The 22,149-nt window shown below is 67.2% G+C and carries 20 protein-coding genes; 14 read left to right on the forward strand and 6 right to left on the reverse strand.

Going from position 1 to position 22,149, the window contains the following annotated elements; translation table 11 throughout:
* The first annotated feature begins 166 nt into the window (after positions 1–166).
* On the forward strand, positions 167–1,495 hold the full coding sequence (locus GS4_RS03385; protein WP_007617522.1) for a reverse transcriptase family protein: 1,329 nt from the start codon (positions 167–169) through the stop codon (positions 1,493–1,495).
* Between the two features lie 9 nt (positions 1,496–1,504).
* On the opposite strand, the gene GS4_RS03390 is transcribed toward GS4_RS03385, so the two are convergent.
* From GS4_RS03390 to GS4_RS03400, 3 genes are all read right to left on the reverse strand, one after another.
* The gene (locus GS4_RS03390) at positions 1,505–2,926 is read right to left on the reverse strand and encodes an acyl-CoA synthetase (protein WP_007617523.1); all 1,422 of its coding nucleotides are present in this window, start codon (positions 2,924–2,926) and stop codon (positions 1,505–1,507) included.
* A gap of 202 nt (positions 2,927–3,128) precedes the next feature.
* Positions 3,129–4,220: an inositol-3-phosphate synthase gene (locus GS4_RS03395; protein ID WP_007617524.1), complete on the reverse strand. Its 1,092-nt coding sequence runs from the start codon at positions 4,218–4,220 to the stop codon at positions 3,129–3,131.
* The gene (locus GS4_RS03400) at positions 4,213–4,989 is read right to left on the reverse strand and encodes a PadR family transcriptional regulator (protein ID WP_007617525.1); all 777 of its coding nucleotides are present in this window, start codon (positions 4,987–4,989) and stop codon (positions 4,213–4,215) included. The genes GS4_RS03395 and GS4_RS03400 overlap by 8 nt, the downstream gene beginning before the upstream one ends.
* Before the next feature lie 280 nt (positions 4,990–5,269).
* Between GS4_RS03400 and GS4_RS03405 the strand changes: the two genes are divergently transcribed.
* The 5 genes from GS4_RS03405 to GS4_RS03425 all read left to right on the forward strand — a co-directional run bounded on the left by GS4_RS03405 (position 5,270) and on the right by GS4_RS03425 (position 11,436).
* Positions 5,270–5,659 carry a DUF5318 family protein gene (locus tag GS4_RS03405; protein WP_007617526.1) on the forward strand — a complete coding sequence of 130 codons (390 nt, stop codon included), beginning with the start codon at positions 5,270–5,272 and terminating at the stop codon, positions 5,657–5,659.
* A gap of 183 nt (positions 5,660–5,842) precedes the next feature.
* Positions 5,843–8,110, forward strand: a complete 2,268-nt coding sequence (locus GS4_RS03410) for a transglycosylase domain-containing protein (protein WP_007617527.1) — start codon at positions 5,843–5,845, stop codon at positions 8,108–8,110.
* A 16-nt stretch (positions 8,111–8,126) separates the two neighbouring features.
* Positions 8,127–9,791 (forward strand): glycosyltransferase family 87 protein, encoded by a 1,665-nt coding sequence (locus GS4_RS03415; protein ID WP_007617528.1) that lies wholly within the window; start codon positions 8,127–8,129, stop codon positions 9,789–9,791.
* A gap of 80 nt (positions 9,792–9,871) precedes the next feature.
* On the forward strand, positions 9,872–10,870 hold the full coding sequence (locus tag GS4_RS03420) for an MDR family oxidoreductase (protein ID WP_007617529.1): 999 nt from the start codon (positions 9,872–9,874) through the stop codon (positions 10,868–10,870).
* A gap of 134 nt (positions 10,871–11,004) precedes the next feature.
* Complete coding sequence (locus tag GS4_RS03425) at positions 11,005–11,436, forward strand: HNH endonuclease (RefSeq protein ID WP_157226479.1); 432 nt, start codon at positions 11,005–11,007, stop codon at positions 11,434–11,436.
* On the opposite strand, the gene GS4_RS03430 is transcribed toward GS4_RS03425, so the two are convergent.
* Together GS4_RS03430 and GS4_RS03435 are read right to left on the reverse strand one after the other, a co-directional pair.
* On the reverse strand, positions 11,429–12,010 hold the full coding sequence (locus GS4_RS03430; RefSeq protein ID WP_007617532.1) for a GNAT family N-acetyltransferase: 582 nt from the start codon (positions 12,008–12,010) through the stop codon (positions 11,429–11,431). The genes GS4_RS03425 and GS4_RS03430 overlap by 8 nt on opposite strands.
* Complete coding sequence (locus GS4_RS03435) at positions 12,007–13,545, reverse strand: glycosyltransferase family protein (RefSeq protein WP_157226480.1); 1,539 nt, start codon at positions 13,543–13,545, stop codon at positions 12,007–12,009. Before GS4_RS03435 ends, GS4_RS03430 begins: the two co-directional genes overlap by 4 nt.
* 171 nt (positions 13,546–13,716) lie before the next feature.
* Between GS4_RS03435 and rpsF the strand changes: the two genes are divergently transcribed.
* From rpsF to rplI, 4 genes are all read left to right on the forward strand, one after another.
* Entirely contained in the window at positions 13,717–13,998 is a 282-nt protein-coding gene (rpsF, locus tag GS4_RS03440) for a 30S ribosomal protein S6 (RefSeq protein ID WP_007617536.1), read from the forward strand.
* Between the two features lie 128 nt (positions 13,999–14,126).
* Positions 14,127–14,639 carry a single-stranded DNA-binding protein gene (locus GS4_RS03445; RefSeq protein WP_007617538.1) on the forward strand — a complete coding sequence of 171 codons (513 nt, stop codon included), beginning with the start codon at positions 14,127–14,129 and terminating at the stop codon, positions 14,637–14,639.
* 62 nt (positions 14,640–14,701) lie between these two features.
* The gene (rpsR, locus tag GS4_RS03450) at positions 14,702–14,959 is read left to right on the forward strand and encodes a 30S ribosomal protein S18 (RefSeq protein WP_007617539.1); all 258 of its coding nucleotides are present in this window, start codon (positions 14,702–14,704) and stop codon (positions 14,957–14,959) included.
* A gap of 18 nt (positions 14,960–14,977) precedes the next feature.
* A complete protein-coding gene (gene rplI, locus GS4_RS03455) occupies positions 14,978–15,430 on the forward strand; it encodes a 50S ribosomal protein L9 (protein WP_007617540.1) in 453 nt (150 codons plus the stop codon).
* Positions 15,431–15,618: 188 nt separating this feature from the next.
* On the opposite strand, the gene GS4_RS03460 is transcribed toward rplI, so the two are convergent.
* The gene (locus GS4_RS03460; RefSeq protein WP_007617541.1) at positions 15,619–16,218 is read right to left on the reverse strand and encodes a hypothetical protein; all 600 of its coding nucleotides are present in this window, start codon (positions 16,216–16,218) and stop codon (positions 15,619–15,621) included.
* A 615-nt stretch (positions 16,219–16,833) separates the two neighbouring features.
* Here GS4_RS03460 and dnaB point away from each other — a divergent pair.
* From dnaB to GS4_RS03480, 4 genes are all read left to right on the forward strand, one after another.
* Positions 16,834–19,044 (forward strand): replicative DNA helicase, encoded by a 2,211-nt coding sequence (gene dnaB, locus GS4_RS03465; RefSeq protein WP_007617542.1) that lies wholly within the window; start codon positions 16,834–16,836, stop codon positions 19,042–19,044.
* Between the two features lie 243 nt (positions 19,045–19,287).
* The gene (locus GS4_RS03470; protein WP_007617543.1) at positions 19,288–19,701 is read left to right on the forward strand and encodes a hypothetical protein; all 414 of its coding nucleotides are present in this window, start codon (positions 19,288–19,290) and stop codon (positions 19,699–19,701) included.
* A gap of 270 nt (positions 19,702–19,971) precedes the next feature.
* Positions 19,972–20,925 (forward strand): LysR family transcriptional regulator, encoded by a 954-nt coding sequence (locus tag GS4_RS03475; RefSeq protein ID WP_007617544.1) that lies wholly within the window; start codon positions 19,972–19,974, stop codon positions 20,923–20,925.
* A 238-nt stretch (positions 20,926–21,163) separates the two neighbouring features.
* Positions 21,164–22,135, forward strand: coding sequence for a putative oxygenase MesX (locus GS4_RS03480; RefSeq protein WP_007617545.1), 972 nt, complete (start codon positions 21,164–21,166; stop codon positions 22,133–22,135).
* Positions 22,136–22,149: the final 14 nt, after the last annotated feature.

The following is a 22,149-nucleotide window of genomic DNA, read 5'->3' on the forward strand; positions in this document are numbered from 1 at the left end:
TCATCACACAGTTGGTCCCTGCGTCCGACGCCACGCCGCACGCTGCGCGTGCTACCCGGCGCCGCGATCACGCGTTCGAGGTCACCGCGTCCGCCGTCCATCTGGTCTGTCGTCGGCGCGTCCTGTCGCCTGCGGACCGCGGATGCGTCGAGGGTGTCGGACGTCGATGACCGAGCCGTCGCGATCGGCTCCGCAGCCGTTTCTGTCGGTCGCCGATGCGGCTGTGGTCGGAGCCCTGTTCGCCCGGCATCACACCGCGTGGACCTGGCCGGAGACACTCCGCGCCGTGGACTCGGCGCTCATCGATGCACTGCAAGCAGGGGTCACCGCCCTGGCCGACGTCCCCGACGGTCTGGCACGTGCGATATCCCTGCGCATCCTCGACGGTGGGCCTCTCCGCGATCCGGTGGCGGTCTTCGTCCACGCCGCCGCGCGGTGGACCCTGCCGGCCGACGCCGCGCCGCGGTCGATCGAGACTCCCGGCCCGACGCCCTCCGTCGGCCTGCCCGATGAGCTCCCCGAACTCCACGACGTCGAGCAGTTCGCCCACTGGCTCGACTTCACGGTGCCCGAACTCGAGTGGTTCGCCGACCGTGAGGGCCGTCTCCGCACCGCCCGTCCGACGCTCCGGCACTACCGGGTGTGGCGTCGGGACAAACGATCCGGCGTGCGTGTGATCGAGGCGCCGAAGCCGCGGATGCGGGAGACGCAACGCCGACTCCTCCGCCGGCTGGTCGAGCGGATCCCCGCCCATCAGGCGGCGCGAGGATTCGAACCCGGATCGTCGACGGCCGCCTTCGCGTGGCCGCACACCGACCGGCCGACGGTGTTGCGGGTCGATCTACGGCACTGCTTCGAGTCCGTCCCGGCCGCGCGGGTCCGCAGGGTGTTCGCCGACGTCGGCTATCCGGCGTCGGTCGCGCGGCTGCTCGCCGAGCTGTGCACCACGACGACGCCGATCGACGAACTCACCGGCATCGACTCCGAGCATGCGATGCTCCTCCGCGGGCGCCACCTCCCCCAGGGGGCGCCGACCTCGCCGCATCTGGCCAATCTGGCGATGCGGTCCCTGGATCGGCGCATCACCGGATTCGCCGAACTAAATGGACTGCGCTACACCCGATACGGAGACGACCTGGCCATCTCCGGCGACGAGATGGACGCCGGTCGCGCGCTGTGGACCGTCGCGCGCATCATCCGTGCGGAGGGTTTCACGGTTCACCCGGAGAAGGTCAGGATCATGGGTCGGCATCAGCAGCAGCGTCTGGCCGGGCTGGTCGTCAACGACCGTCCGCGCGTCTCGCGCGTCGACTACGACAACCTACGAGCACTGCTGCACAACGCGATACGCGATGGAGCGACTGCCCAGAACCGGGAGGGCCATCCCGAGTTCCGTTCACACGTATACGGATTGATCGCGTGGGTCGGCGCAACGGATCCGGCGCGCCGACGCCGGCTGCTGGCGATGGCCGCCGACGTCGACTGGGACGCGTGAGCGAACGGCTCAGCCGAGCAGCTTCTTCTGTACCTTGCCCATCGCGTTGCGCGGGAGCTCGTCGACGAAGCGGATCTCGCGAGGCCGTTTGTGTCGGGACAACTCGGCGCCGACATGCTCGATCAGCGCGTCGCCTGCCCCGGATGCCCCGGAGTTTGCCTCGCCGCCCTCCGGCTCGCGCACCACGTAGGCGACGATGCGCTGGCCGAGGTCGTCGTCGGGCACGCCGATGACCGCGACCTCGCGCACCGCCGGATGTCCCAGCAGCGCGGTCTCGATCTCGCCGGCGCCGATCCGATAGCCGCCCGACTTGATGAGGTCGGTGGCGCGTCGCCCGACTATCCGGTGCATCCCATCGGGATCGATCACCGCGACGTCGCCGGTCGCGAACCATCCGTCGCCGATCCAGGACTCCCGGGTCGCCTCCGGACGGTTCAGATAGCCGCTGGACGTCATCGGCCCGCGTACGTGCAGGTCACCGACCGACTCACCATCGTGTGCGACATCGGTGTCGCCGTCGCGCAGCCGCGTCTCGACGCCGCGCACCGGCAGTCCCACCCATCCGGGGCGACGCTCGCCGTCGGCGCGGGTGCTGACGGTGATGAGGGTCTCGGTCATGCCGTAGCGCTCCACGATCCGATGCCCGGAGAGATCGGCGATCTGCTCGAACACCGGTACCGGGAGCGGCGCGCTGCCGGACACCAGGAGTCGGGCCGACGAGAGTTGCTGCGCGGCTGACGCATCCGCTGCAAGCCGGGTCCATACGGTCGGCACACCGAAGAAGAGGGAGGCCCCCGCCGATGCCGCACCCGCGTAGCCCTCCGGGGTCGGGCGAACGGTGTGGATCAGCCGCCCGCCCCGACGGAGCGGACCCAGCACACCGAGGACGAGACCGTGCACGTGGAAGAGCGGAAGGCCGTGTGCGAGCGCGTCATCGGGGGCCCAGGCCCAGGCATCGGCGAGCGCGTCGAGACCCGCGGCGATCGCCCGTCGGGTCAGCGGGACGCCCTTGGGCAGACCCGTGGTGCCTGACGTGTAGAGCACCAGCGCGGTCGAGTGCTCGGGTGGTTCCGGGTGCCAGTGCCAGGAGCGCGCGTACCGGCGGACCGGGATGGCGGGCAGCGTCGAGCCGTCGGCGGGCGTGCCCAGCCAGGCCTGCGCCCCGGAGTCGGAGAGGATGTGCTCGAGCTCGCGGACCCCGGAGTCGGGCGGCACCGGCACCGCCGTCACCCCCGCGATCAGGCAGCCGACCACCGCGAGGACGGTCTCGACGGTCGGGCGCGCGCAGATCGCCACGGTGTGGGCGCCCGCAATGCGCTCGGCGACCGACGTCGCACCGCCGACGAGGTCCTCGGTGGAGAGTCGGTCGTCACCGATCACGACGGCGTCGGGACGGTCGGGCGCGTTCGGGGTCAGGGTCGGGAAGAGCACGGCTCAACTCTGCCACGGTCGACGTCGGGGTCGGAGTGCTGCTGAGATCAGCCCCCTCTGGCTCAGCCGAGGGGAATGTGCCCTCGGCATCCGCTTACGGGGCTGATCTCAGCAGCACTCGCCCTCCGGATACTCGCCCCCACCGACGAGAACCGCCCACCGGCACGAGGCCGATGGGCGGTTCCGCGAGATCGTCGGGCGATCAGGGCTCGATGATGAACTCCTCGAGCTGCTTGCGCGCGACGTCGTCGGCGAGCTGCTTCGGGGGGCTCTTCATCAGGTAGGCCGACGCCGGGATGACCGGTCCGCCGATGCCGCGGTCCTTGGCGATCTTCGCGGCGCGCACGGCGTCGATGATGATGCCTGCCGAGTTGGGCGAGTCCCAGACCTCGAGCTTGTACTCCAGGTTCAGCGGGACGTCACCGAAGGCGCGGCCCTCGAGGCGGACGTAGGCCCACTTGCGGTCGTCGAGCCACTCGACGTGGTCCGACGGTCCGATGTGGACGTTCTTGTCCTGGATCTTGTTCGCCAGCGCGCCGGTCAGGTTGCTGGTGACGGCCTGGGTCTTGGAGACCTTCTTGGACTCCAGACGCTCGCGCTCGAGCATGTTCTTGAAGTCCATGTTGCCGCCGACGTTGAGCTGGTAGGTGCGGTCCAGCGTGACGCCGCGATCCTCGAACAGCTTCGCCATGACGCGGTGGGTGATGGTCGCGCCGACCTGGCTCTTGATGTCGTCGCCGACGATCGGGACGCCGGCGTCGGTGAACTTCTGCGCCCACTCCGGGTCGGAGGCGATGAACACCGGGAGTGCGTTGACGAATGCGACGTTCGCGTCGATGGCGCACTGCGCGTAGAACTTGTCGGCCTGGTCGGAACCGACGGGCAGATAGCTGACCAGGACGTCGACCTCGGCGTCCTTGAGGGCCTGCACGACATCGACACCGGAGCCGTCGGCCTCGGTGATGGTCTCGAGGTAGTACTTGCCGAGACCGTCGAGGGTGTGGCCGCGCTGCACGGAGACACCGGTCGGCGGCACGTCGGCGATCTTGATGGTGTTGTTCTCGCTCGCGAAGATCGCGTCGGAGAGGTCGAAGCCGACCTTCTTGGCGTCGACGTCGAACGCGGCGACGAACTCGACGTCGCGCACGTGGTACGGGCCGAACTTCACGTGCATCAGGCCGGGCACCGTCGAGTTCTCGTCGGCGTCCTTGTAGTACTGCACGCCTTGGACCAAGGATGAAGCGCAGTTTCCTACGCCCACAATGGCCACGCGCACCTTATTGGGCTCACCCATGGTCGGGCTCTCCTTCTTCTCGCGGCATCGCAGGTGATCTCTGCGACACCGGGGTTCTCTCTTGCTGTGCGGCACCGGTCGTCGATGAGTCGGTGCCACGGGATGGGGTGTCGGCCGACGGACTCGGTCCGGCGGTGGTGATCGGCGGGACGGGCCCACCGACCTCGCTGCCGGCGATGTCGGTGTCGACGGTGTCGACCGCGGTCGCGCCGGTGCCGGACTGGGTCTCGTCGACCTGTTCGCCGCCGGGGTTGGACGCTTCCGCGGCGATCAGCTCGTTGAGCCAGCGGACCTCGCGTTCGCTGGACTCGAGACTCAGCTGATGGAGCTGCTTGGTGTAGCGGTCGACGGCGCGGTTGGAACGACCGACGAGGTCGCGGAGACCCTCGCGTCGCTCCTCGACCTGGCGGCGCCGGCCCTCGAGGATGCGCATCCGCGCGACCGCGGGGGTCCGACTGAAGAACGCCAGGTGCACACCGAAACCGTCGTCGGTGTAGTTCTGCGGACCGGTGTCGGCGACCAACTCGCCGAACCGGACGCGGCCGGACTCGCTGAGCTGATAGACGCGCCGTCCACGCCGGACCTTCATGCCGGTCGGGGTGGGGGCCTCGTCGATCAACCCGTCGGTCTGCATCCGACGCAGGGTCGGGTACAGCGAGCCGTACGAGAACGCGCGGAACGCACCGAGCAGGCCGGTGAGTCGTTTGCGCAGCTCGTAGCCGTGCATGGGTGACTCGAGAAGCAGTCCGAGAATGGCCATCTCGAGCATCTGTCGTCACCCCTCTCGCATCTCCACGGACGATGTCGACGATTCGGAGCGGATCGTCCGGGGCAGTGTCACCACTCCTGACGAACCGACACCTCGTGTCGATCTATTTCTCAATGTATCGCACCGATATATTTGAGTCCACCGGTGGAGTACCGATGAACGACGAGGACGCATCAGCGATGCACGACGAGGACGTCGAGTGCGCCCGGGCGCGAAAGGCGTCGGCGCGCGACCGGCATCACAGCACCGACGGTCAGGGTGAGCACGTACCCTGAAAACCGTGCAACGCCAGATCGTCGACTACGCCCTGCAGCGGAGGTCACGGCTGTCCGACGTCCACTCGGGGCGGACCGCGGTGACCGATGTCTGCGATGCGAGTCCGTATCTGCTGCGGGCGGCCAAATTCCATGGCCGCCAGACCCCGACGCTCTGCCCGATCTGCCGAAAAGAGCAGGTGACGCTGGTGTCGTGGGTGTTCGGAGAGAAGCTCGGCCAGGTGTCGGGATCGGCCCGGACGACCGAGGAGATCGCTCGCCTCGCATCGACCGCGGAAGAGTTCTCGGTCCACGTCGTCGAGGTGTGCCGGACCTGCAGTTGGAACCATCTGGTGCAGTCCTACGTTGCGGGTGTGCCGCCCCGCACCACCCGCACGCGACGGGTGGCCAAGTAGCGGCCGACCCATCCGGGTCGTCCACGCCGCCGGCTGTGAGCACCGTCGATCCCCGGATCGGCCGCGGTCCGATTTTTGCCGGACCGTCGGGCGTGCGTCAGAGTGGAGTGGCACCGAACAACGGAGAAGTACTGTGAACAGCGATGTGGAGACCCGACCCGAGGGTCGGCAGGGAGGCGGACGATGAGTGCAGGTGGTAGGCCCACCGGCCCACGCAGGCCCGCATCCGCGGAGTCTCCCGACGCCAAGTTGCGGCAGCGGCACAAGCTGCTCGCCTGGGGGCTCGGCCTCGTCGGCGGCATCGTTCCCGCCGTTGCGCTGATCGGTCTCCTGGCGTTCCTGTTCACCTACATCGGGGCATCGGTCCCGGCCCCGGGTGACATCAAGCAGAACCAAGTCGCGACGATCCTCAACACCAACGGTGGGGTCATCGCGCGCGTGGTGCCCCCGGCAGGCAACCGCACCGACGTGAAGATCACCGAGATCCCGAAGTCGCTGCAGAACGCGGTCATCGCCGCGGAGGACCGTGAGTTCGCCAGCAACGCGGGCTTCTCGATCCGTGGTCTGTCGCGTGCGGTGCTCGGCAAGCTCACCAACAAAGAGGACGCCGGCGGCGGATCGACCATCACCCAGCAGTACGTGAAGAACGCGTTGGTCGGTGACGAGGTCTCGTACCAGCGCAAGTTCAAGGAACTCGCGATCGCCACCAAGATGTCGAACGAGTGGTCCAAGGACGACATCATGGCCGCCTACCTCAACACCATCTACTTCGGTCGCGGCGCCTACGGCGTCTCGGCCGCCGCGCAGGCGTACTTCCGCAAGCCCGTGCAGAAGCTCACTCCCGCGGAGTCGGCCGTGCTCGCGTCGTCGATCCGGTCGCCGTCCTACTACGACCCCGACACCAACCGCGAGGCCGCGCAGGCGCGCTGGAACTACGTGCTCGACGGCATGGTCGGTATCGGGGCGCTCACCCCGTCCGACCGCGCGTCGCTCAAGTACCCGCGCGTGGCGGGTGTGCCCGACGCCCTGTCGGATGACACCCCCGGCACCAACGGCCTCATCAAGCGTCAGGTGCTCGCCGAACTCGGCAAGCTCAACATCTCCGAGCAGCAGGTGCGCACCGAAGGCCTGAAGATCACCACCACCATCGACCCGAAGGTGCAGCGCTCGGTCGTGGAGGCCGCCAACGGCAAGCTGGAGGGCGAGCCCAAGGACATCCGCGATGCCGCGGTGTCCATCGATCCGCGTACCGGTGGGGTGAAGGGCTACTTCGGCGGCAACGACGGTCAGGGCTGGGATTACGCCCAGGCCGGACTGCAGACCGGGTCGTCCTTCAAGGTCTTCGCCCTGGTCGCCGCGCTCGAGCAGGACATCCCGCTGTCCAAGGTGTACAGCTCGTCGCCGTACACACAGGGCGCTCTGACGGTGAACAACTCCGATGGTGAGAGCTGCGGCTCGTGCAACCTCGCGACTGCGATGAAGATGTCGCTCAACACCGTCTACTACCGTCTGATGATGGATCTCGACGGTGGGGCGCAGGCAGTCGCCGACGCCGCTCACAAGGCGGGCGTCGCCAAGAGTTTCGGCGACATCGAGTCCACCCTGCAAGAGAAGAACGGCTCACCCGAGGGTGGCGTCGTGCTGGGCCAGTACCCGTCGCGCGTCATCGACATGGCGTCGGCGTACGCCACGTTGGCAGCCGAGGGCATCTATCGCGAGCCGTACTTCGTCCAGAAGGTCGAGACCTCGGACGGCACGGTGCTCTTCGACAAGCAGCAGAACCAGGGACAGCGCGTCTTCCCGAAGAAGGTCACCGACAACGTGACCTCTGCGTTGCAGCCGATCGCCGCGTACTCCAACGGTCACGGCCTGTCCGATCCGAATCTCGGGACCCGGCCGTCGGCTGCCAAGACCGGCACCGCGCAGCTCGGTGACACCGGTCAGAACAAGGACGCCTGGATGGTCGGCTACACCCCGCAGCTCTCGACCGCGGTGTGGGTCGGTACCGACAAGGGAACCGCCCTGAAGAACTACGGCGGTGCATCGGTCTACGGCAGCGGACTGCCGTCCGACATCTGGCAGGCCGCGATGAACGGCGCTCTCGAAGGGCAGGACATCGAGAAGTTCGCCGAGCCGGAGGCGGTCGGCGGGCAGGCTGGTGTGCCGTATGAGCCGCCGGCGACCACCAACGCACCGCGTCGGTCGCGGACCAACGACAACCCGCTCCCCGAGATCCCGCGTGGAGACGGCAACCTGACGCTCGCGCCGGGCGTGACGATCCCGATCCCGGGTGCGGCGCGACCGGAACAGCCCGCACCGGGTGACGGTGGCGGCGGCACCGGAAACGGTGGCGGAAACGGCGGCGGCACCGGCAACGGTGGTACAGGCGGCGACTCGGGCGACACGGGTGGCGGCGACGGAGACGTCCCTGCGCTCCCGTCGTTCGGCTGAGCCGACGGCGATCCCGGTGTCGTCGGACGACGGCTGGGAGTCGCCCACGACGCTCGCCGACGATCGGCGCACCGACGATGATCGGTACCTCCCCGGGCGTTCCGACGGTGTGGTCCGGGAGGCCACCGGCCTGATCGGTGGCCCGGTGGGCCGTCACGCGGTCGTCGGCCGCGGTCCGCGCCTGACGCCTGTTCGCGTCCTGTTCGGGCTGGCCCTGATCGCGTTGGCCCTCGGATGGTTCGGCAAGGCGGGGTGCCTCCAGCAGGCCCCGCCCGACGCGAACTCGGCGGCCAGTCAGTCGTCGGAGATGCGACTGGACTGGGACGACCAGCGCCAGTTCACCGACCTCTGTTACTCCGACGTCATCGCTCTGTTCGGCGCCGAGCACCTCGACCGTGGCGCCTTCCCGTATCAGACGTTCTGGTACGAGGACGGCCCCGACGGCAAACAGATCAAGCGCTACATGGAGTACCCGGTGATCACCGGGATGTACATGTACGGCGTCTCCGAGATCGCCCGCGCGTGGTCGGATGCGTCGGATCGCTGGGGGATTCCCGGCGCGCTCGACGTGGTCCTGTTCTTCGACCTGGCGGCACTCGGTCTCGCGCTGTTCTGGCTGGTCACCATCTGGGCCACCGGCCGTACCGCCCGAACACGGCTGTGGTCCACCTGGCTCGCCGCGCTGTCGCCACTGGTGGTGGTGCACGTCTTCACCAACTTCGACGCGATCGCGATCGCCTTCGTCGCGCTGGCGATGCTCTCCTGGGCGCGCCGACGACCCTGGCTGGCCGGCGTCTTCATCGGTCTGGGTACTGCGGCCAAGCTTTATCCCGTGCTGCTGCTCGGCGTGATCCTGGTGCTCTGTCTGCGCACCGGTAAGGTCCGCGAGTTCGTCGCCGCTCTCACCGCGGCCGCCGCGACGTGGATCGTGGTGAACCTGCCCATCCTCATTGCCTACCCGTCGGGATGGCGAGAGTTCTTCCGCTACAACTCCGATCGCGGCGCGGACCCCGACTCCATCTACCGCATCATCTCCGATGCCGGTGGTTTCACGTGGAACGTCGATGTTCTCAACGCGGTCTCGTTGGCCCTGCTCCTGCTGGTCGCGATCGGTGTCGCGTTCATCGGCCTGCGCGCGCCGTACCGACCACGGCTCGCGCAGTTGGCCTTCCTGCTCGTCGCAGGCTTCCTGCTGGTGAACAAGGTATGGAGTCCGCAGTACTCGCTCTGGCTGGTGCCGCTGGCCGTGCTCGCCATCCCACGGACCCGACTCCTGCTCGCATGGATGGTGGTCGATGCGGCCGTGTGGATTCCACGGATGGCGCTCTACCTGGACGCCGACCGCAAGTGGTTGCCGGAGCAGTGGTTCACCGTCGCGGTGGTCATCCGCGCGCTGATGGTGATCACGGTCTGCGCGGTGATCATCTGGGAGATCTGGCACCCCGAGGACGACGCAGTTCGCTACGACGCCGCGGGGCGATGGCTCGACGACCCCGGGGGCGGCGTGTTCGACGGCGCGCCCGATCAGCTCGGTGCCTGGGGACGTCGGAACCCTCCGCCGGGCGTTTCCGACGTCGGCGCATGGACGACCGGTGCGCACCCGTCGGAGTCGGTGGCCGCTTCGACCCGGGATGCATCCGCCGACATCCCACCGTCCGACTCCCGTGGCGACCGGCTCTGAGTTCACCGCGGTTCGATGGTCGGGCGACGCCTCCCGAACGGAACCCTCGACGTGCGGACCGGGGCCAGTAGGGTCGGGGTATGGGTGACGTGAACGCGCTCGTGGCGCATCAGGACGACGAGGGCAACATCGATCTGGTCCACGAGGTCGTCGACGACAGTTTCCTGCCGGAGGGTGACGTCGAGATCTCCGTCGAGTACTCCGGGGTCAACTACAAGGACGCGTTGGCGGTCACGCCGAAGGGCGGTGTCGCGCGGTCGTATCCGTTGATCCCCGGCATCGACCTCGCCGGCACCGTGCGAGCGAGTTCGTCGCCGGACTTCGCTGTCGGGGATGCCGTGGTGGCTCACGGGTACGACATCGGCACCGCCCGTCACGGTGGCTACGCCGACACCGCGCGTCTGTCCGCCGACACCGTCGTGAAGCTGTCGGGTCTGACCACCGCGGAGGCCGCGGCCATCGGCACCGCCGGGTTCACCGCCGCACTGAGTGTCGACGCGCTGGTCGCCCACGGCGTCACCCCGTCCGACGGTCCGATCCTGGTGACCGGTGCGAGTGGCGGCGTCGGCAGTGTGAGTGTCGACCTGCTCGCGGCGGCCGGATACGAGGTCATCGCATCGACCGGCAAGGCTGATGCCACCGACCTCCTCCGCACTCTGGGAGCGTCCGACGTGATCGGTCGAGTGCCCGAGGAAGGCGAGAAGGTCCGCGCTCTGGGCAAGTCACGGTGGGCGGGTGCCATCGACTGCGTGGGTGGGACGACGTTGGCGTACGTGCTGAGCACAGTGGAGTACGGCGGCATCGTCGCAGCGTCGGGTCTGGCCGGCGGCGCCGACCTCCCGACCACGGTCCACCCCTTCATCCTGCGCGGTGCCACCCTCGCCGGTATCGACTCCGTCTTGCTGCCCATCGCACCCCGCCGTGCACTGTGGGAACGTCTCGGCGGCGACCTCAAGCCCCGGCACCTGGACGCCGTGACCACCGACGTCGCGGTGACCGCCCTGCCGAAGTCGATCCACTCGATCCTGAAGGGCTCGGTCACCGGCCGTACCCGGGTGGTGGTGCACGGCGAGTTCTGAGCCGATCCGGCGGATCGGCCGAGGCCGTGCCGGCCCGCTGGCGGTGTGGTCGTGCCGACCTGCCGGTGGTGCGGTCGTGCCGGCTTGCCGGTGGTGTCGTGCCAGGCCCGGCATCCGCGCCCTACGATCTGAGGATGGCGCACCCCAGAAGTCGACGCGGTCGAGCGGATCGTCGCCGACGGCGTCGGATGCTGGCCGCCGACAACGACCTCACCCCCGTGCAATGGGAACGTGTGCGCTCCGCGTGGGGCGGGTGCGCCTACTGCGGAGCGACCGACACGCCGCTCCAACGCGACTGCGTCCAGCCGATTTCCGTCGGCGGTCGGTACACGGTGGGCAACGTGGTGCCGGCCTGCCGATCCTGCAACACCAGCAAGTGCAACTCCGAGGTCACCATGTGGATGCGCCGCAAGAAGTTGGACGAACGGCTGTTCCTGGAACGGCTTTCGGTGATCGCCCGCACCCTCGCCGATCCGGCTCCCGACCCGACCGTCGCCGAGCCCGCGATCACCGAGCCGGATGTGTCGGACATCGACACCGAGGGCTGCGTGAGCGGGACTACGTGAGCGCGGCGATCCGCTCGCGCAGAGCCGCTTTCACGGTCGGCCAGTCGTCGTCGGTCATGGCGTACTGAGCCGTCGTGCGCCAACCGTCGCCGAATCGACGGTGCTTGCGGAGCAGACCCTCGAAGGTGGCGCCGAGTTTGGCGATCGCGGCGCGTGACTGCGTGTTGTTCTCGTTGGTGTGCCACACCACGCGTACTGCACCCGCGGTCTCAAAGGCGTGCTGCAGCAACAAGAGTTTCGACACCGGGTTGACGATGGTGCCCTGCGCGCTCTCGGTGTAGAAGGTGTAGCCGATCGCGACCGACAGATTCGATGGGTCGATGTCGTAGAAGCTGGTGCTCCCGACCAGCTGCTCGCCGTCGAGCACGGCGAAGGCCACACGTGACTCGGGGTCGGCCCGCGCCGTCGCGATGAAGTGATGGCTGGTCGCGTGGTCGGTCGGGACGCCAGGCGACCACCGGAACCGGTCGGGCTCGCCGACCACGTGTGCGAGGTCGGCCGTGTCGTCGGCGGTGAACGGGCGCAGGGTGATCCGCCCCGCGGTCAGCGTCGGTGTACCGAGCCATTCGCTCATCGGACGCTGCTCTCCTCGCGATCGTCGGTGGGGTCGAGTGGATCCGGGTCGGTGTCGTCGGCCGGGACGCTCGCCGAGGTGTCCCGGTTGGTGCCGGCCATCAGGGACCGCAACGGTTCACGCAGTGGCGCACGGGCGAAGGCGACCAGCAGGATCGCCAACAGGACCGCATGGACCCAGACGCCGAAGTTCACGCCGCCGATCACCCACCACTGCATCGGTGAGCCCGACGTGTAGATGCCGAACAGCCGGAAGATGGTGAGGTCCAACGCCAGATCGGCGAGGAGGTAACCGAGGATGATGGGCCAGCGCACCTGGAGCAGCACGAACAGCGGGAGGATCCACAACGTGTACTGCGGTGAGTGCACCTTGTGGAACAGCATGAAGCCGGCCAGCATCGACCCGCAGACGCCGATCCACGGGTAGGTTCCGGTGCGCTGGAACACCTTCCAGCCCAGGAAGACCGATGCGACGAAAGCCAGCAGGATCAGCGCGGGCGAGAGCACCCCCACCAGCGAGTGGTAGGTGTCGGTCTCACCACCGGTCAGATGGCGCAGTCCCCAGTACCAGATCGAGTTCGTGTCGACCTCGGCCTGACGCTTCCCCTGGAAGCTGAGTGCGGCCTTCCACCCCTCGAAGCCCAGGATCATGAACGGCGCCTGGATGGCGATCACGCTGATGGTCGCGGCACCGGCCACCCAGATCGCGCCGACCCAGTCCAGGCCGCGACGGGCCACCGCAGCTGCCCCGTCGTGGCCGCGGGTCAGCACGTAGACCGCGAGTGGGAGCACGAAGAATCCCGGATAGAGCTTCAGACAGAATCCGACGGCCAGCAGGATCGCCGCGAGTATCGCGCTGGTGCGCAACGAGAGCCGACGCTCACCGTCGGCACGACGGGACCCGCCGAACGCCATCACCGCCACGGCCGCCACGGCGGTGAACACCACCGGCAGCTCCCAGTTGTGGAAGGCGTAGAGCACCAGCGGCGGAGTGGCCGCCCACAGCAGCACCCACCAGCGGGTGAGCAGGGCGAGCATGATCGTGATCGCGATGGCGAACGGGATGAGCACGAGCACGGAGTGCTGGAAGAATTCGGTGTCGGTGTGTGCGCCGATCGCGCCGAGGTACATCAGTACGCCGGACAGCACCGGGTACTCGACAACGCCGCCGAACAGCGTCCCGTCGGCGTTGATGCCGCCGTGGATGAACGGGAAGACGTGGTTGTTGATGTCCCGACCGATCCAGAGGTACATCAGGTCCGAGTAGCAGGGGATCGCGGCGTCGGGATCGCCGACCGGCCAGTGTTTGCTCCTACCGTCGGGGAAGAATGGCTCGCCGCCGCATTTGATCTTGGCGTGGTAGCTCCACAGCAGCGCGATGCTGGTGAGGAGCAGCGAGACGATGAGGACGAGCGCGATGTTCCCGCGACCCGACAGCAGCGAGCCCACCCGCGAGGAGAGCGAACCGGCGGCGGCCGGACCATCCGTCGGGGAGCCCGTCCGCGACGCTGGCACGGAGGCACGCGGGGCAGACATGGGCATCAGGGTAGGCGGTTGGTGTCCGCGGACGGCCACCGAGTACGTCGGTGGAGAACGATTTCGCTGGTCACGGGTGCGTCGTGTATCTTGGAGGGGTTGCCGACGCAGGCGACCCTCCTGTCACGGACAGTCCGTGGCCGATTAGCCCATAGGAGGTGATGTGGTCTTATGCGTCACTACGAATTGATGGTCATCCTCGATCCGAGCCTGGACGAGCGCACCGTCGCACCCTCACTGGATACTTTCCTCAACGTTGTCCGCAACGATGGCGGCAAGGTTGACGGTGTCGACATCTGGGGCAAGCGCCGTCTCGCCTACGAGATCCTCAAGCACACCGAGGGGATCTACGCAGTCATCGATCTCAACGCCGAACCCAAGACGGTGACCGAGCTCGATCGTCAGCTGAAGCTGAACGAGTCCGTGCTGCGCACCAAGGTCCTCCGGAAGTAGTCGAGAAGACCTTTCGGCCGATCCACTGAACGCGTCGGTACCGGGCCATAGGGTTGAGGTCACCAGACCACAACACACCCGGTGCACGTCGATCAGCGAGTGCCCAACCACGATCCGAGGGGATTCCCATGGCAGGCGACACGGTCATCACCGTCATCGGCAACCTGACCGCCGACCCGGAACTACGGTTCACGCCGTCCGGCGCTGCGGTTGCCAACTTCACGGTGGCGTCCACACCCCGCACGTTCGATCGCCAGACCAACGAGTGGAAGGACGGCGAAGCGCTGTTCCTCCGCTGCAACATCTGGCGTGACGCTGCGGAGAACGTGACCGAGAGTCTGACCAAGGGATCGCGCGTCATCGTGCAGGGCCGCCTCAAGCAGCGCTCCTTCGAAACCCGCGAGGGTGAGAAGCGCACCGTGGTGGAACTCGAGGTCGACGAGATCGGTCCGTCGTTGCGCTACGCCACCGCCAAGGTCAACAAGGCCTCGCGCGGCGGTGGTGGTGGCGGCGGGTTCGGTTCCTCCGGCGGCGGTAGCCGCGGCGGCGGATCGAACCAGCAGGTCGCCGATGATCCGTGGGGCAGCGCCCCGGCGAGTAGCGGGTCCTTCGGTGGCGGCGACGACGAACCCCCCTTCTAGATTTCGCCGGGTGCACCTCGATTCATCGAGGCGCCACCCGACCGCATTGACTGGAGTAACACATGCCAAAAGCAAAAGGTGGCCGGAAGCCACGCGTCGAGAAGGTCACCAAGACCAAGGCGTGCAGCTTCTGCAAGGACAAGAAGACCGACATCGACTACAAGGACACCGCGCTCCTGCGTCGTTACCTGTCCGACCGCGGCAAGATCCGCTCGCGTCGCGTGACCGGCAACTGCGTGCAGCACCAGCGCGACGTCGCCGTGGCCGTCAAGAACTCGCGTGAGGTGGCACTCCTGCCCTTCACGTCGACCAGCCGATAAGCGGGAGGGGACAAGAACATGAAGCTCATCCTCACCGCCGCCGTGGAGAACCTCGGCGAGGCAGGCGACACCGTCGAGGTCAAGGACGGTTACGGACGCAACTTCCTGCTGCCTCGCGGCCTGGCCATCAAGGCCACCCGCGGTGCACAGAAGCAGGTCGAGGGCATCCGCCGCTCGCAGGAGGCTCGCGAGGTCCGCGGACTCGATCACGCCAACGAGCTGAAGCAGGCCCTCGAGGGCCTCGCCGAGGTCTCGCTGGGTGTCAAGACCCACGACTCGGGCAAGCTCTTCGGCTCGGTCACCGCGTCGGATGTCGCCGGTGCGATCAAGACCGCAGGCGGCCCGACTGTCGACAAGCGCACCGTCGAGCTGCCCAAGGGGCACATCAAGTCGACCGGTAGCTACCCGGTGATCGTGAACCTGCACCCGCAGGTCTCCGCGACCGTCCAGCTGGCCGTCGTCGCCGGCTGAGCCCGCTCGAACACACACGACGCCGGCCGTCCCAGGAATGGGGCGGCCGGCGTCGTCGTGTCCGGGGTCGGGTCCCCGTCCCTCGCATTCTTCCGCCCCGAACTGCTTCCTCCGCCGACTGCAGGGCGCGGAAGAAGAAGGCGCGGAAGAACGGCGGTGCGACGGTTCGAGCCGGGCGGTGGTCGGCGTCAGCGCGGAATCGGCGGCGTGGCCGGCAGCTGATTCCAGTACTGCAGCCGCGGCGGCAGGAACCGCGCGGGCGGATTGGCGCTGTGCGCGGTGTCGCGGGCGGGGAAGAAGAACTTGTGCCAGGACGGCGTGAGGATCAGCGCGCGGCCTCCCGTACGGCAGGCCACGACGTCGGGACGCGGTGCCGTGCACGTGGTGCCGCCGAAGGTGATGCGCTTCCCCACGGCCAGCTGAGGCGGACGGAACCCGCTCGGGATGGCGAACCGGTACGTCGGACGGTTGTCCGGCCGGTTGATGACCCACCACGGGCCCTGTTGATCGCCCGAGATCGCGACGCCCAGGGTGCCGGGAGGCGCCGTCGCAGGCTTGCCCCTGCACCCGACGTAGCGATAGGTGGGGCCGAACTGGCACGTCCATCGACCCGCGGTGAAGTACCCGCGGCCGTTGTCGGCGTAGGCCAGTGCCCGGTAGCGCTCGGGGTTGACGGGCTGATAGCGGGCGAGGTCGAACTCGACCGGCATCGTCAGCGGCGGGGCGGCCGATGCCGGCGCCGCGGACATGGCGAACTGAGGCGTCACCGCGACGACTGCTGCCGCCATGATCACGACCGCGACACGCCGGACCCCACCCACCTTGCTCACAGTCGGTATTGCACCACAGGTGTGTAAAGCTGTGGAGCGATCTGCGAGAGAAGTCCGCGCGAACCGAGGTCGGTCGCGGAAAAATGCAGGTTGTAACCCAGATCACACTCGATGTTCATCTCGGCTTCCGACTCAGGCAGTTGTCAGGGCACCGCAACACGCCGAACGGCGCTCTCGGAGAGACACGCCGACGACCCTAAAAAGTCATGCTGTGGAAAACGAACCAAGCCTCTGACCTGCAGAGTTTGCATTGCTCACAGAATAATTCCCCAGTTTGTCCCCAGCCCCTGCACAACGCGTCCTGCGCGCTCCACACTTCGTCCACAGTTGGTCCCCAGGTTTGCTCACAGTTCGGTTTGAGGTGGGGCGCGAAGGGGCCTTATCGTCTGCCCTCAGTGCTTCCTGGAGCCGATCGGGACCCACGCTCACGCGCCTCGCGCCGATGAGTGTCGGAGTTCTCCGGTACCACGGAGCGATGACACCGACGTCCCGCGTGCGCCCCGCTCCGAGGACGTCACGGAGTCGGGGTGTTCGACGACGAGCGGCCCGATCGTTGCGAGAGGTTTGACTGGCGTGGCAGTTGTCGACGACCGCGGGCATGACGCGGCGCGGGACGAGATCCCGACCGAGGACTTCGGTCGGCAGCCGCCCCAGGACATGGTCGCCGAGCAGTCAGTTCTCGGCGGAATGATGCTGTCCAAGGACGCGATCGCCGACGTCGTCGAGAAGCTGCGGTCCAACGACTTCTATCGACCCGCCCATCAGGCCGTCTACGACGCGGTCCTGGAGCTCTACGGCAAGGGTGAGCCCGCGGATGCGGTCACCGTCGCGGCCGAACTCGAGCGCGCAGGCGAGCTGCGCCGGGTCGGCGGTGCCCCGTACCTGCACACGCTGATCTCCACGGTGCCCACCGCCGCCAACGCCGGCTACTACGCCGACATCGTCGCCGAGAAGGCCATCCTGCGCCGACTGGTCGAGGCCGGTACGCGCATCGTGCAGTTCGGTTATGCCGGTGGCGAGGGGCAGGACGTCGCCGAGGTCGTCGACCGCGCGCAGGCCGAGGTCTACGAGGTCACCGAGCGACGCACGGCCGAAGACTATGTGCCGCTGGAGGAGTTGCTCCAGCCGACGATGGACGAGATCGACTCCATCGCGTCCCGGGGCGGGATCTCCCTCGGCGTGCCGACCGGCTTCGCCGACCTCGACAAGATCACCAACGGCCTGCATCCCGGTCAGATGATCATCGTCGCCGCCCGACCAGGTGTCGGCAAGGCGCTGGCTCTCGACACCCCGCTGCCCACCCCGACCGGCTGGACCACCATGGGCAAGGTCGGCGTCGGCGATCGGCTCATCGACGCCAACGGCCGCCCGACGCGCGTGGTCGCCACCACCGACGTCATGACCGAGCGCCCCTGCTTCGAGGTCGAGTTCAACGACGGCACCGTCCTGGTCGCCGACGAAGAGCACCAGTGGGTCGCCGACATCGACAACAAACGCCAGGTGATCACCACCTCGGGTATGCGGGCACATGTCGGCTGCGCCATCATCCGCAACACCAAGCCACTCGAGTTGCCGCGCAGGCGATTCGCGTACGGCCCGTACACGGTCGCGGCGCTGGCGGGCATGGCCTTCGACGATCCCGAGATCGCGATGCGTATCGACGCCGAGGGGCCGGTCGACGTGATGACGCTGATGGCCGACCTCGGTGGCCGCATCCCCTACGAGTACCTGCGCGGTTCCGTCGCGCAGCGTCGCGCGCTGCTCGCGGGCCTGCTCGACGCGCGGGCGACCGTCGATGACGACGGCTGGATCACGGTTCCGGCAGCGACCCGCCACATGACCGGTGTGGTGGCTGATCTCGTCGCCGGACTGGGCTACTCCTACAAGCGATCCACCACCGGCTGGCTGCGCGTCGATGCCGACGACGACGTCTTCACCGTGCACCACAAGGCGGTGCGGCACAAGGAACTCCGACGTCCCGCGGGTGTACGCCGGGTGACCGCGATCCGACCGATCGACCCGGTGCCGGTGCGCTGCGTCCAGGTCGACAACGCCGAGCACCTGTACCTCGCCGGCGAGGCGATGGTGCCGACCCACAACTCGACGCTCGCGATGGACTTCCTGCGCTCGTGCTCGGTGGGACACCACCTGGCCAGCGCGATGTTCTCGTTGGAGATGAGCAAGACCGAGATCGTGATGCGTCTGCTGTCGGCGGAGGCGAAGATCAAGCTCGGCGACATGCGTTCCGGCACGATGAGCGACGACGACTGGACCCGACTCGCCCGCCGCATGGGCGAGATCTCGGAGGCGCCGCTCTACATCGACGACTCACCGAACCTCACGATGATGGAGATCCGCGCGAAAGCTCGTCGCCTGAAACAGCGCAACGACCTCAAACTCGTTGTCGTGGACTACCTGCAGCTGATGACGTCGGGCAAGAAGGTCGAATCCCGTCAGCAGGAGGTCTCGGAGTTCTCTCGTCAGCTCAAGCTCCTCGCCAAGGAGCTCGAGGTCCCGGTGGTCGCGATCTCGCAGCTGAATCGTGGTCCCGAGCAGCGCACCGACAAACGCCCCCAGGTCTCCGATCTCCGTGAGTCCGGCTCACTCGAGCAGGACGCCGACATGGTGATCCTCCTCCACCGTCCCGACGCCTTCGAGCGCGACGATCCCCGCGCCGGCGAGGCCGACATCATCCTCGGCAAGCACCGCAACGGCCCCACCGCCACCATCACCGTGGCCCACCAGCTGCACCTGTCCCGCTTCGTGGACATGGCGCGGGGGTGATGGGCGCGGGCGCGAATCCCGCTGCGATTCACCATCTCTCCATGCTGCGATGATGTCGCGGTCGGACGCATCGACGGATGCCGCATGCACCCCTCCCGCCCCGACCCACGTACTCCTCGACCATCCGAGTAGTCACCCGATCGAAATCCGCGTGTGCCGCCACTCGTTCGTTCAGGCGGCCGGTCGACGACTCTGAGTGAGGTGCGGGCCCACCGCACGGTCATCACCACCAGAGGAGTCATCATGTCCAGCATCACTCGGGGGCGCCGCGGGATCAGAACGCTGGGAGCCGCGAGCGCGGTACTCGGAGCTGCCGCGGCGACGTTGGTCGTCGCCGCACCGTCGAACGCGGCGGTCGGCACCGTCACCATCACGCCCGGTCCGACCGGAATGGTCGGCACCAGTTGCCAATACGAGGTCCGGGCCACTGCGCCCACCGGCAAGACGGTCCGGTTCCGGGATCAGAACGATGTGCAGATCGGTACCAGCGTCTCCAGCAACGGTGTCGCGACCATCCAGTGGACGCCGACCGATCCCGGGCCGGGCAAGTTCGTCAAGGCGCGGCAGATCAACCCGGTCGACGGGCCGACGAGGTTCAGTCAGACCGTGACCGTCGGCCGCGGGATCAACACGGGCAGTCTGTGCTTCGTCGTCTGAGCGCTTCGGCGTCAGTGAGACCGTCTACGCTCCGTACCCACCGTTCGCTCCCGAAACATCAGGAGCGAACGGTGGTTTCGGGAGCGAACAGCCATGTCTGCGAACATCCCTACCGCCTGCGAACAAAGCTCTGCCCGCAGACGGTAGGAATGCGCGCAGGCGCGGCGCCGGGCCGTCCGGAGAACACACCTGCACCTGCGAGATCCATTGAACTGAGTGTCGGGCACCCACGGACTGCCGCGAGTCCAGGAGCCTCGATAGTCTCTTGCCATGGCACGTCACGCCGCGGGAGCGCTGCGCGGGATCACCCTGCAGCAGCTGCGCTACTTCGTGGAAGTGGCAGCGGAGGGATCGATCAGTGCTGCGGCAGACGTGCTCTACGTGGCTCAACCGACCATGTCCGCGGCGCTGAAGGATCTCGAGAGTCGGCTGGGACGTGCGCTGTTCATCCGCTCGAATCGGGGGGTGACCCTCACCGACGACGGTGCGGAGTTCCTGGGCTATGCGCGCCAGGTGGTCGAGCAGTCGGAACTTCTGGAACAGCGGTATCTCGGGCGCGGCCCTTCACGCCGGCTCTTGGCCGTATCGACCCAGCACTACTCGTTCGTCGTCGATGCCTTCGCCCGCATGGTGAAAGCCTCTGAAGCCGCTGAGTACGCGTTCAGTCTTCGCGAGACCCGAACGTGGGACATCATCGAGGACGTTCGTACGCTGCGCAGCGAAGTCGGTGTGCTCTATCGCAACGAGTTCAACGCAAGCGTGATCAACAAGCTGATCCGCGAAGCGGGGCTGGTGTTCACGCCGCTGTTCTTCGCGTCACCGCACATCTTCATCGCTCGCACGAACCCTCTCGCAGGGCAGCCGCGTGTGACGCTGAAGGACCTCGAGGACGTGCCCAAGCTCACGTTCGACCAGGGGGTGAACAACTCGTTCTACCTCGCCGAAGAGATCCTCTCGACGCGATCGTCGAAGCAAGAGATCCGCGTGAGTGATCGAGCGACCATCTTCAACCTGATGATCGGTCTCGGCGGTTACACCATCTCCACCGGCATCATCTCCGACGATCTGGATCCGTCGATCGTCGCCGTTCCGCTCGACGTGGACGAGCGCATCGAGATCGGTTGGATCGGGCACGCCTCGGTCTCGTTGACCGCCCAGGCTCAACGGTTCGTGTCGGAGATGCGCGACGTCGTCTCGGGATTTGGGGTCGATCTTCTGACATAGCCAATGCCTATGTCTAGCCATCACCAGCGGTAATTAGGCTATCGCGGTAGGTCTCCATACACTGACGGCAATGCCGCTTCCGGGCTACGAGCTCCCCGGGAGTCGCGGCGTGAGCCAACGGCTTTCGACCGTCGCGAACTTCGGATCGAAGCGCACCGCAAACGCAAACTCAGCCGGTGAATCGTGCGGAGATCGGTCGCCGATTCACTCTGCTCAGTGATTGGGGCATCAGGTCAGCATGACGAACGAATGGGTCTTCAGCATCGGCACGACGCGCTTCGACGAGGACTACACTCCGTCGAGCAACTCGCGGGGAACGACGAACTTCGCGAATCTCGCACGCGGCGAGGACCGTCAGCAGAACCTGCGCAACGCGGTGACGATGATGAACACCCGGGTCAACCAACTGCTCCACTGGGACAATCCGCGCGGTGACCGTTACGAACTCGAACTCGACATCGTCTCGGTGGATCTCCATCGTGCGTCGACTGGGGACGAAGCAGCGTTTCCGGTGATCGAGGTGCTCGACGTAGACGTTGTCGAGACCGCCACGGGCGCCCGTACGGAGGGCATCGTCGGGAACAACTTCTCCTCGTACATTCGCGACTACGACTTCAGTGTTCGGCTCCCCGGGTACCAGGCGACGGGTGTCCCCAGCGACTTCGGCGATCTGCACGGACAGGTCTTTCAGCGCTTCCTCGAATCGGATGAGTATCGGGAACGGTTCTCCCAGCCTCCGGTCATCTGCATCAGCGTCTCGACGTCGCGGACCTACACCCGGCTCACGAACCATCACCCGATCCTCGGGGCGGAGTATGCCGCGGATGCGCTGTCGCTCACCGATCAGTACTTCGGGAAGATGGGCCTCACAGTCCGGTACTTCATGCCTCCGGGTTCGGTCGCTCCGCTGGCCTTCTACCACCACGGCGACCTGCTCAACGATTATTCGTTCATCGCGCTCGCGGGGACCGTGGCGACGATGGAGACGTTCCAGAAGATCTACCGTCCAGAGATCTACAACGCGAACACGGCCGCGGCACAGGTGTACCGGCCGAGTCTCGGCTACGAGAACTACTCACTCCCGCAGGTGACCTACGACCGTGTCGAGCGCACTCAGCTTGCGACCACCCAGGGAAAGTTCACCGAGATGAGTCTCATGAAGCCGTACGGCGATGTCCTGGAGCAGTGGGCGACAAAGCAATCGGCCTGACCACACGAGACCCG

Source organism: Gordonia soli NBRC 108243, from assembly GCF_000334455.1.
In the GTDB taxonomy this organism is placed as follows: Bacteria; Actinomycetota; Actinomycetes; order Mycobacteriales; family Mycobacteriaceae; genus Gordonia; species Gordonia soli.

Coding starts and splice junctions, on each gene's coding strand:
- GS4_RS03385 (WP_007617522.1), top strand. CDS start 167: ATGACCGAGCCGTCGCGATCGGCTCCGCAGCCGTTTCTGTCGGTCGCC.
- GS4_RS03395 (WP_007617524.1), bottom strand. CDS start 4,220: ATGGGTGAGCCCAATAAGGTGCGCGTGGCCATTGTGGGCGTAGGAAAC.
- GS4_RS03400 (WP_007617525.1), bottom strand. CDS start 4,989: ATGCTCGAGATGGCCATTCTCGGACTGCTTCTCGAGTCACCCATGCAC.
- GS4_RS03410 (WP_007617527.1), top strand. CDS start 5,843: ATGAGTGCAGGTGGTAGGCCCACCGGCCCACGCAGGCCCGCATCCGCG.
- GS4_RS03420 (WP_007617529.1), top strand. CDS start 9,872: ATGGGTGACGTGAACGCGCTCGTGGCGCATCAGGACGACGAGGGCAAC.
- GS4_RS03425 (WP_157226479.1), top strand. CDS start 11,005: ATGGCGCACCCCAGAAGTCGACGCGGTCGAGCGGATCGTCGCCGACGG.
- GS4_RS03430 (WP_007617532.1), bottom strand. CDS start 12,010: ATGAGCGAATGGCTCGGTACACCGACGCTGACCGCGGGGCGGATCACC.
- GS4_RS03435 (WP_157226480.1), bottom strand. CDS start 13,545: ATGTCTGCCCCGCGTGCCTCCGTGCCAGCGTCGCGGACGGGCTCCCCG.
- rpsF (WP_007617536.1), top strand. CDS start 13,717: ATGCGTCACTACGAATTGATGGTCATCCTCGATCCGAGCCTGGACGAG.
- GS4_RS03445 (WP_007617538.1), top strand. CDS start 14,127: ATGGCAGGCGACACGGTCATCACCGTCATCGGCAACCTGACCGCCGAC.
- rpsR (WP_007617539.1), top strand. CDS start 14,702: ATGCCAAAAGCAAAAGGTGGCCGGAAGCCACGCGTCGAGAAGGTCACC.
- rplI (WP_007617540.1), top strand. CDS start 14,978: ATGAAGCTCATCCTCACCGCCGCCGTGGAGAACCTCGGCGAGGCAGGC.
- GS4_RS03460 (WP_007617541.1), bottom strand. CDS start 16,218: ATGGCGGCAGCAGTCGTCGCGGTGACGCCTCAGTTCGCCATGTCCGCG.
- GS4_RS03470 (WP_007617543.1), top strand. CDS start 19,288: ATGTCCAGCATCACTCGGGGGCGCCGCGGGATCAGAACGCTGGGAGCC.
- GS4_RS03475 (WP_007617544.1), top strand. CDS start 19,972: ATGGCACGTCACGCCGCGGGAGCGCTGCGCGGGATCACCCTGCAGCAG.
- GS4_RS03480 (WP_007617545.1), top strand. CDS start 21,164: ATGACGAACGAATGGGTCTTCAGCATCGGCACGACGCGCTTCGACGAG.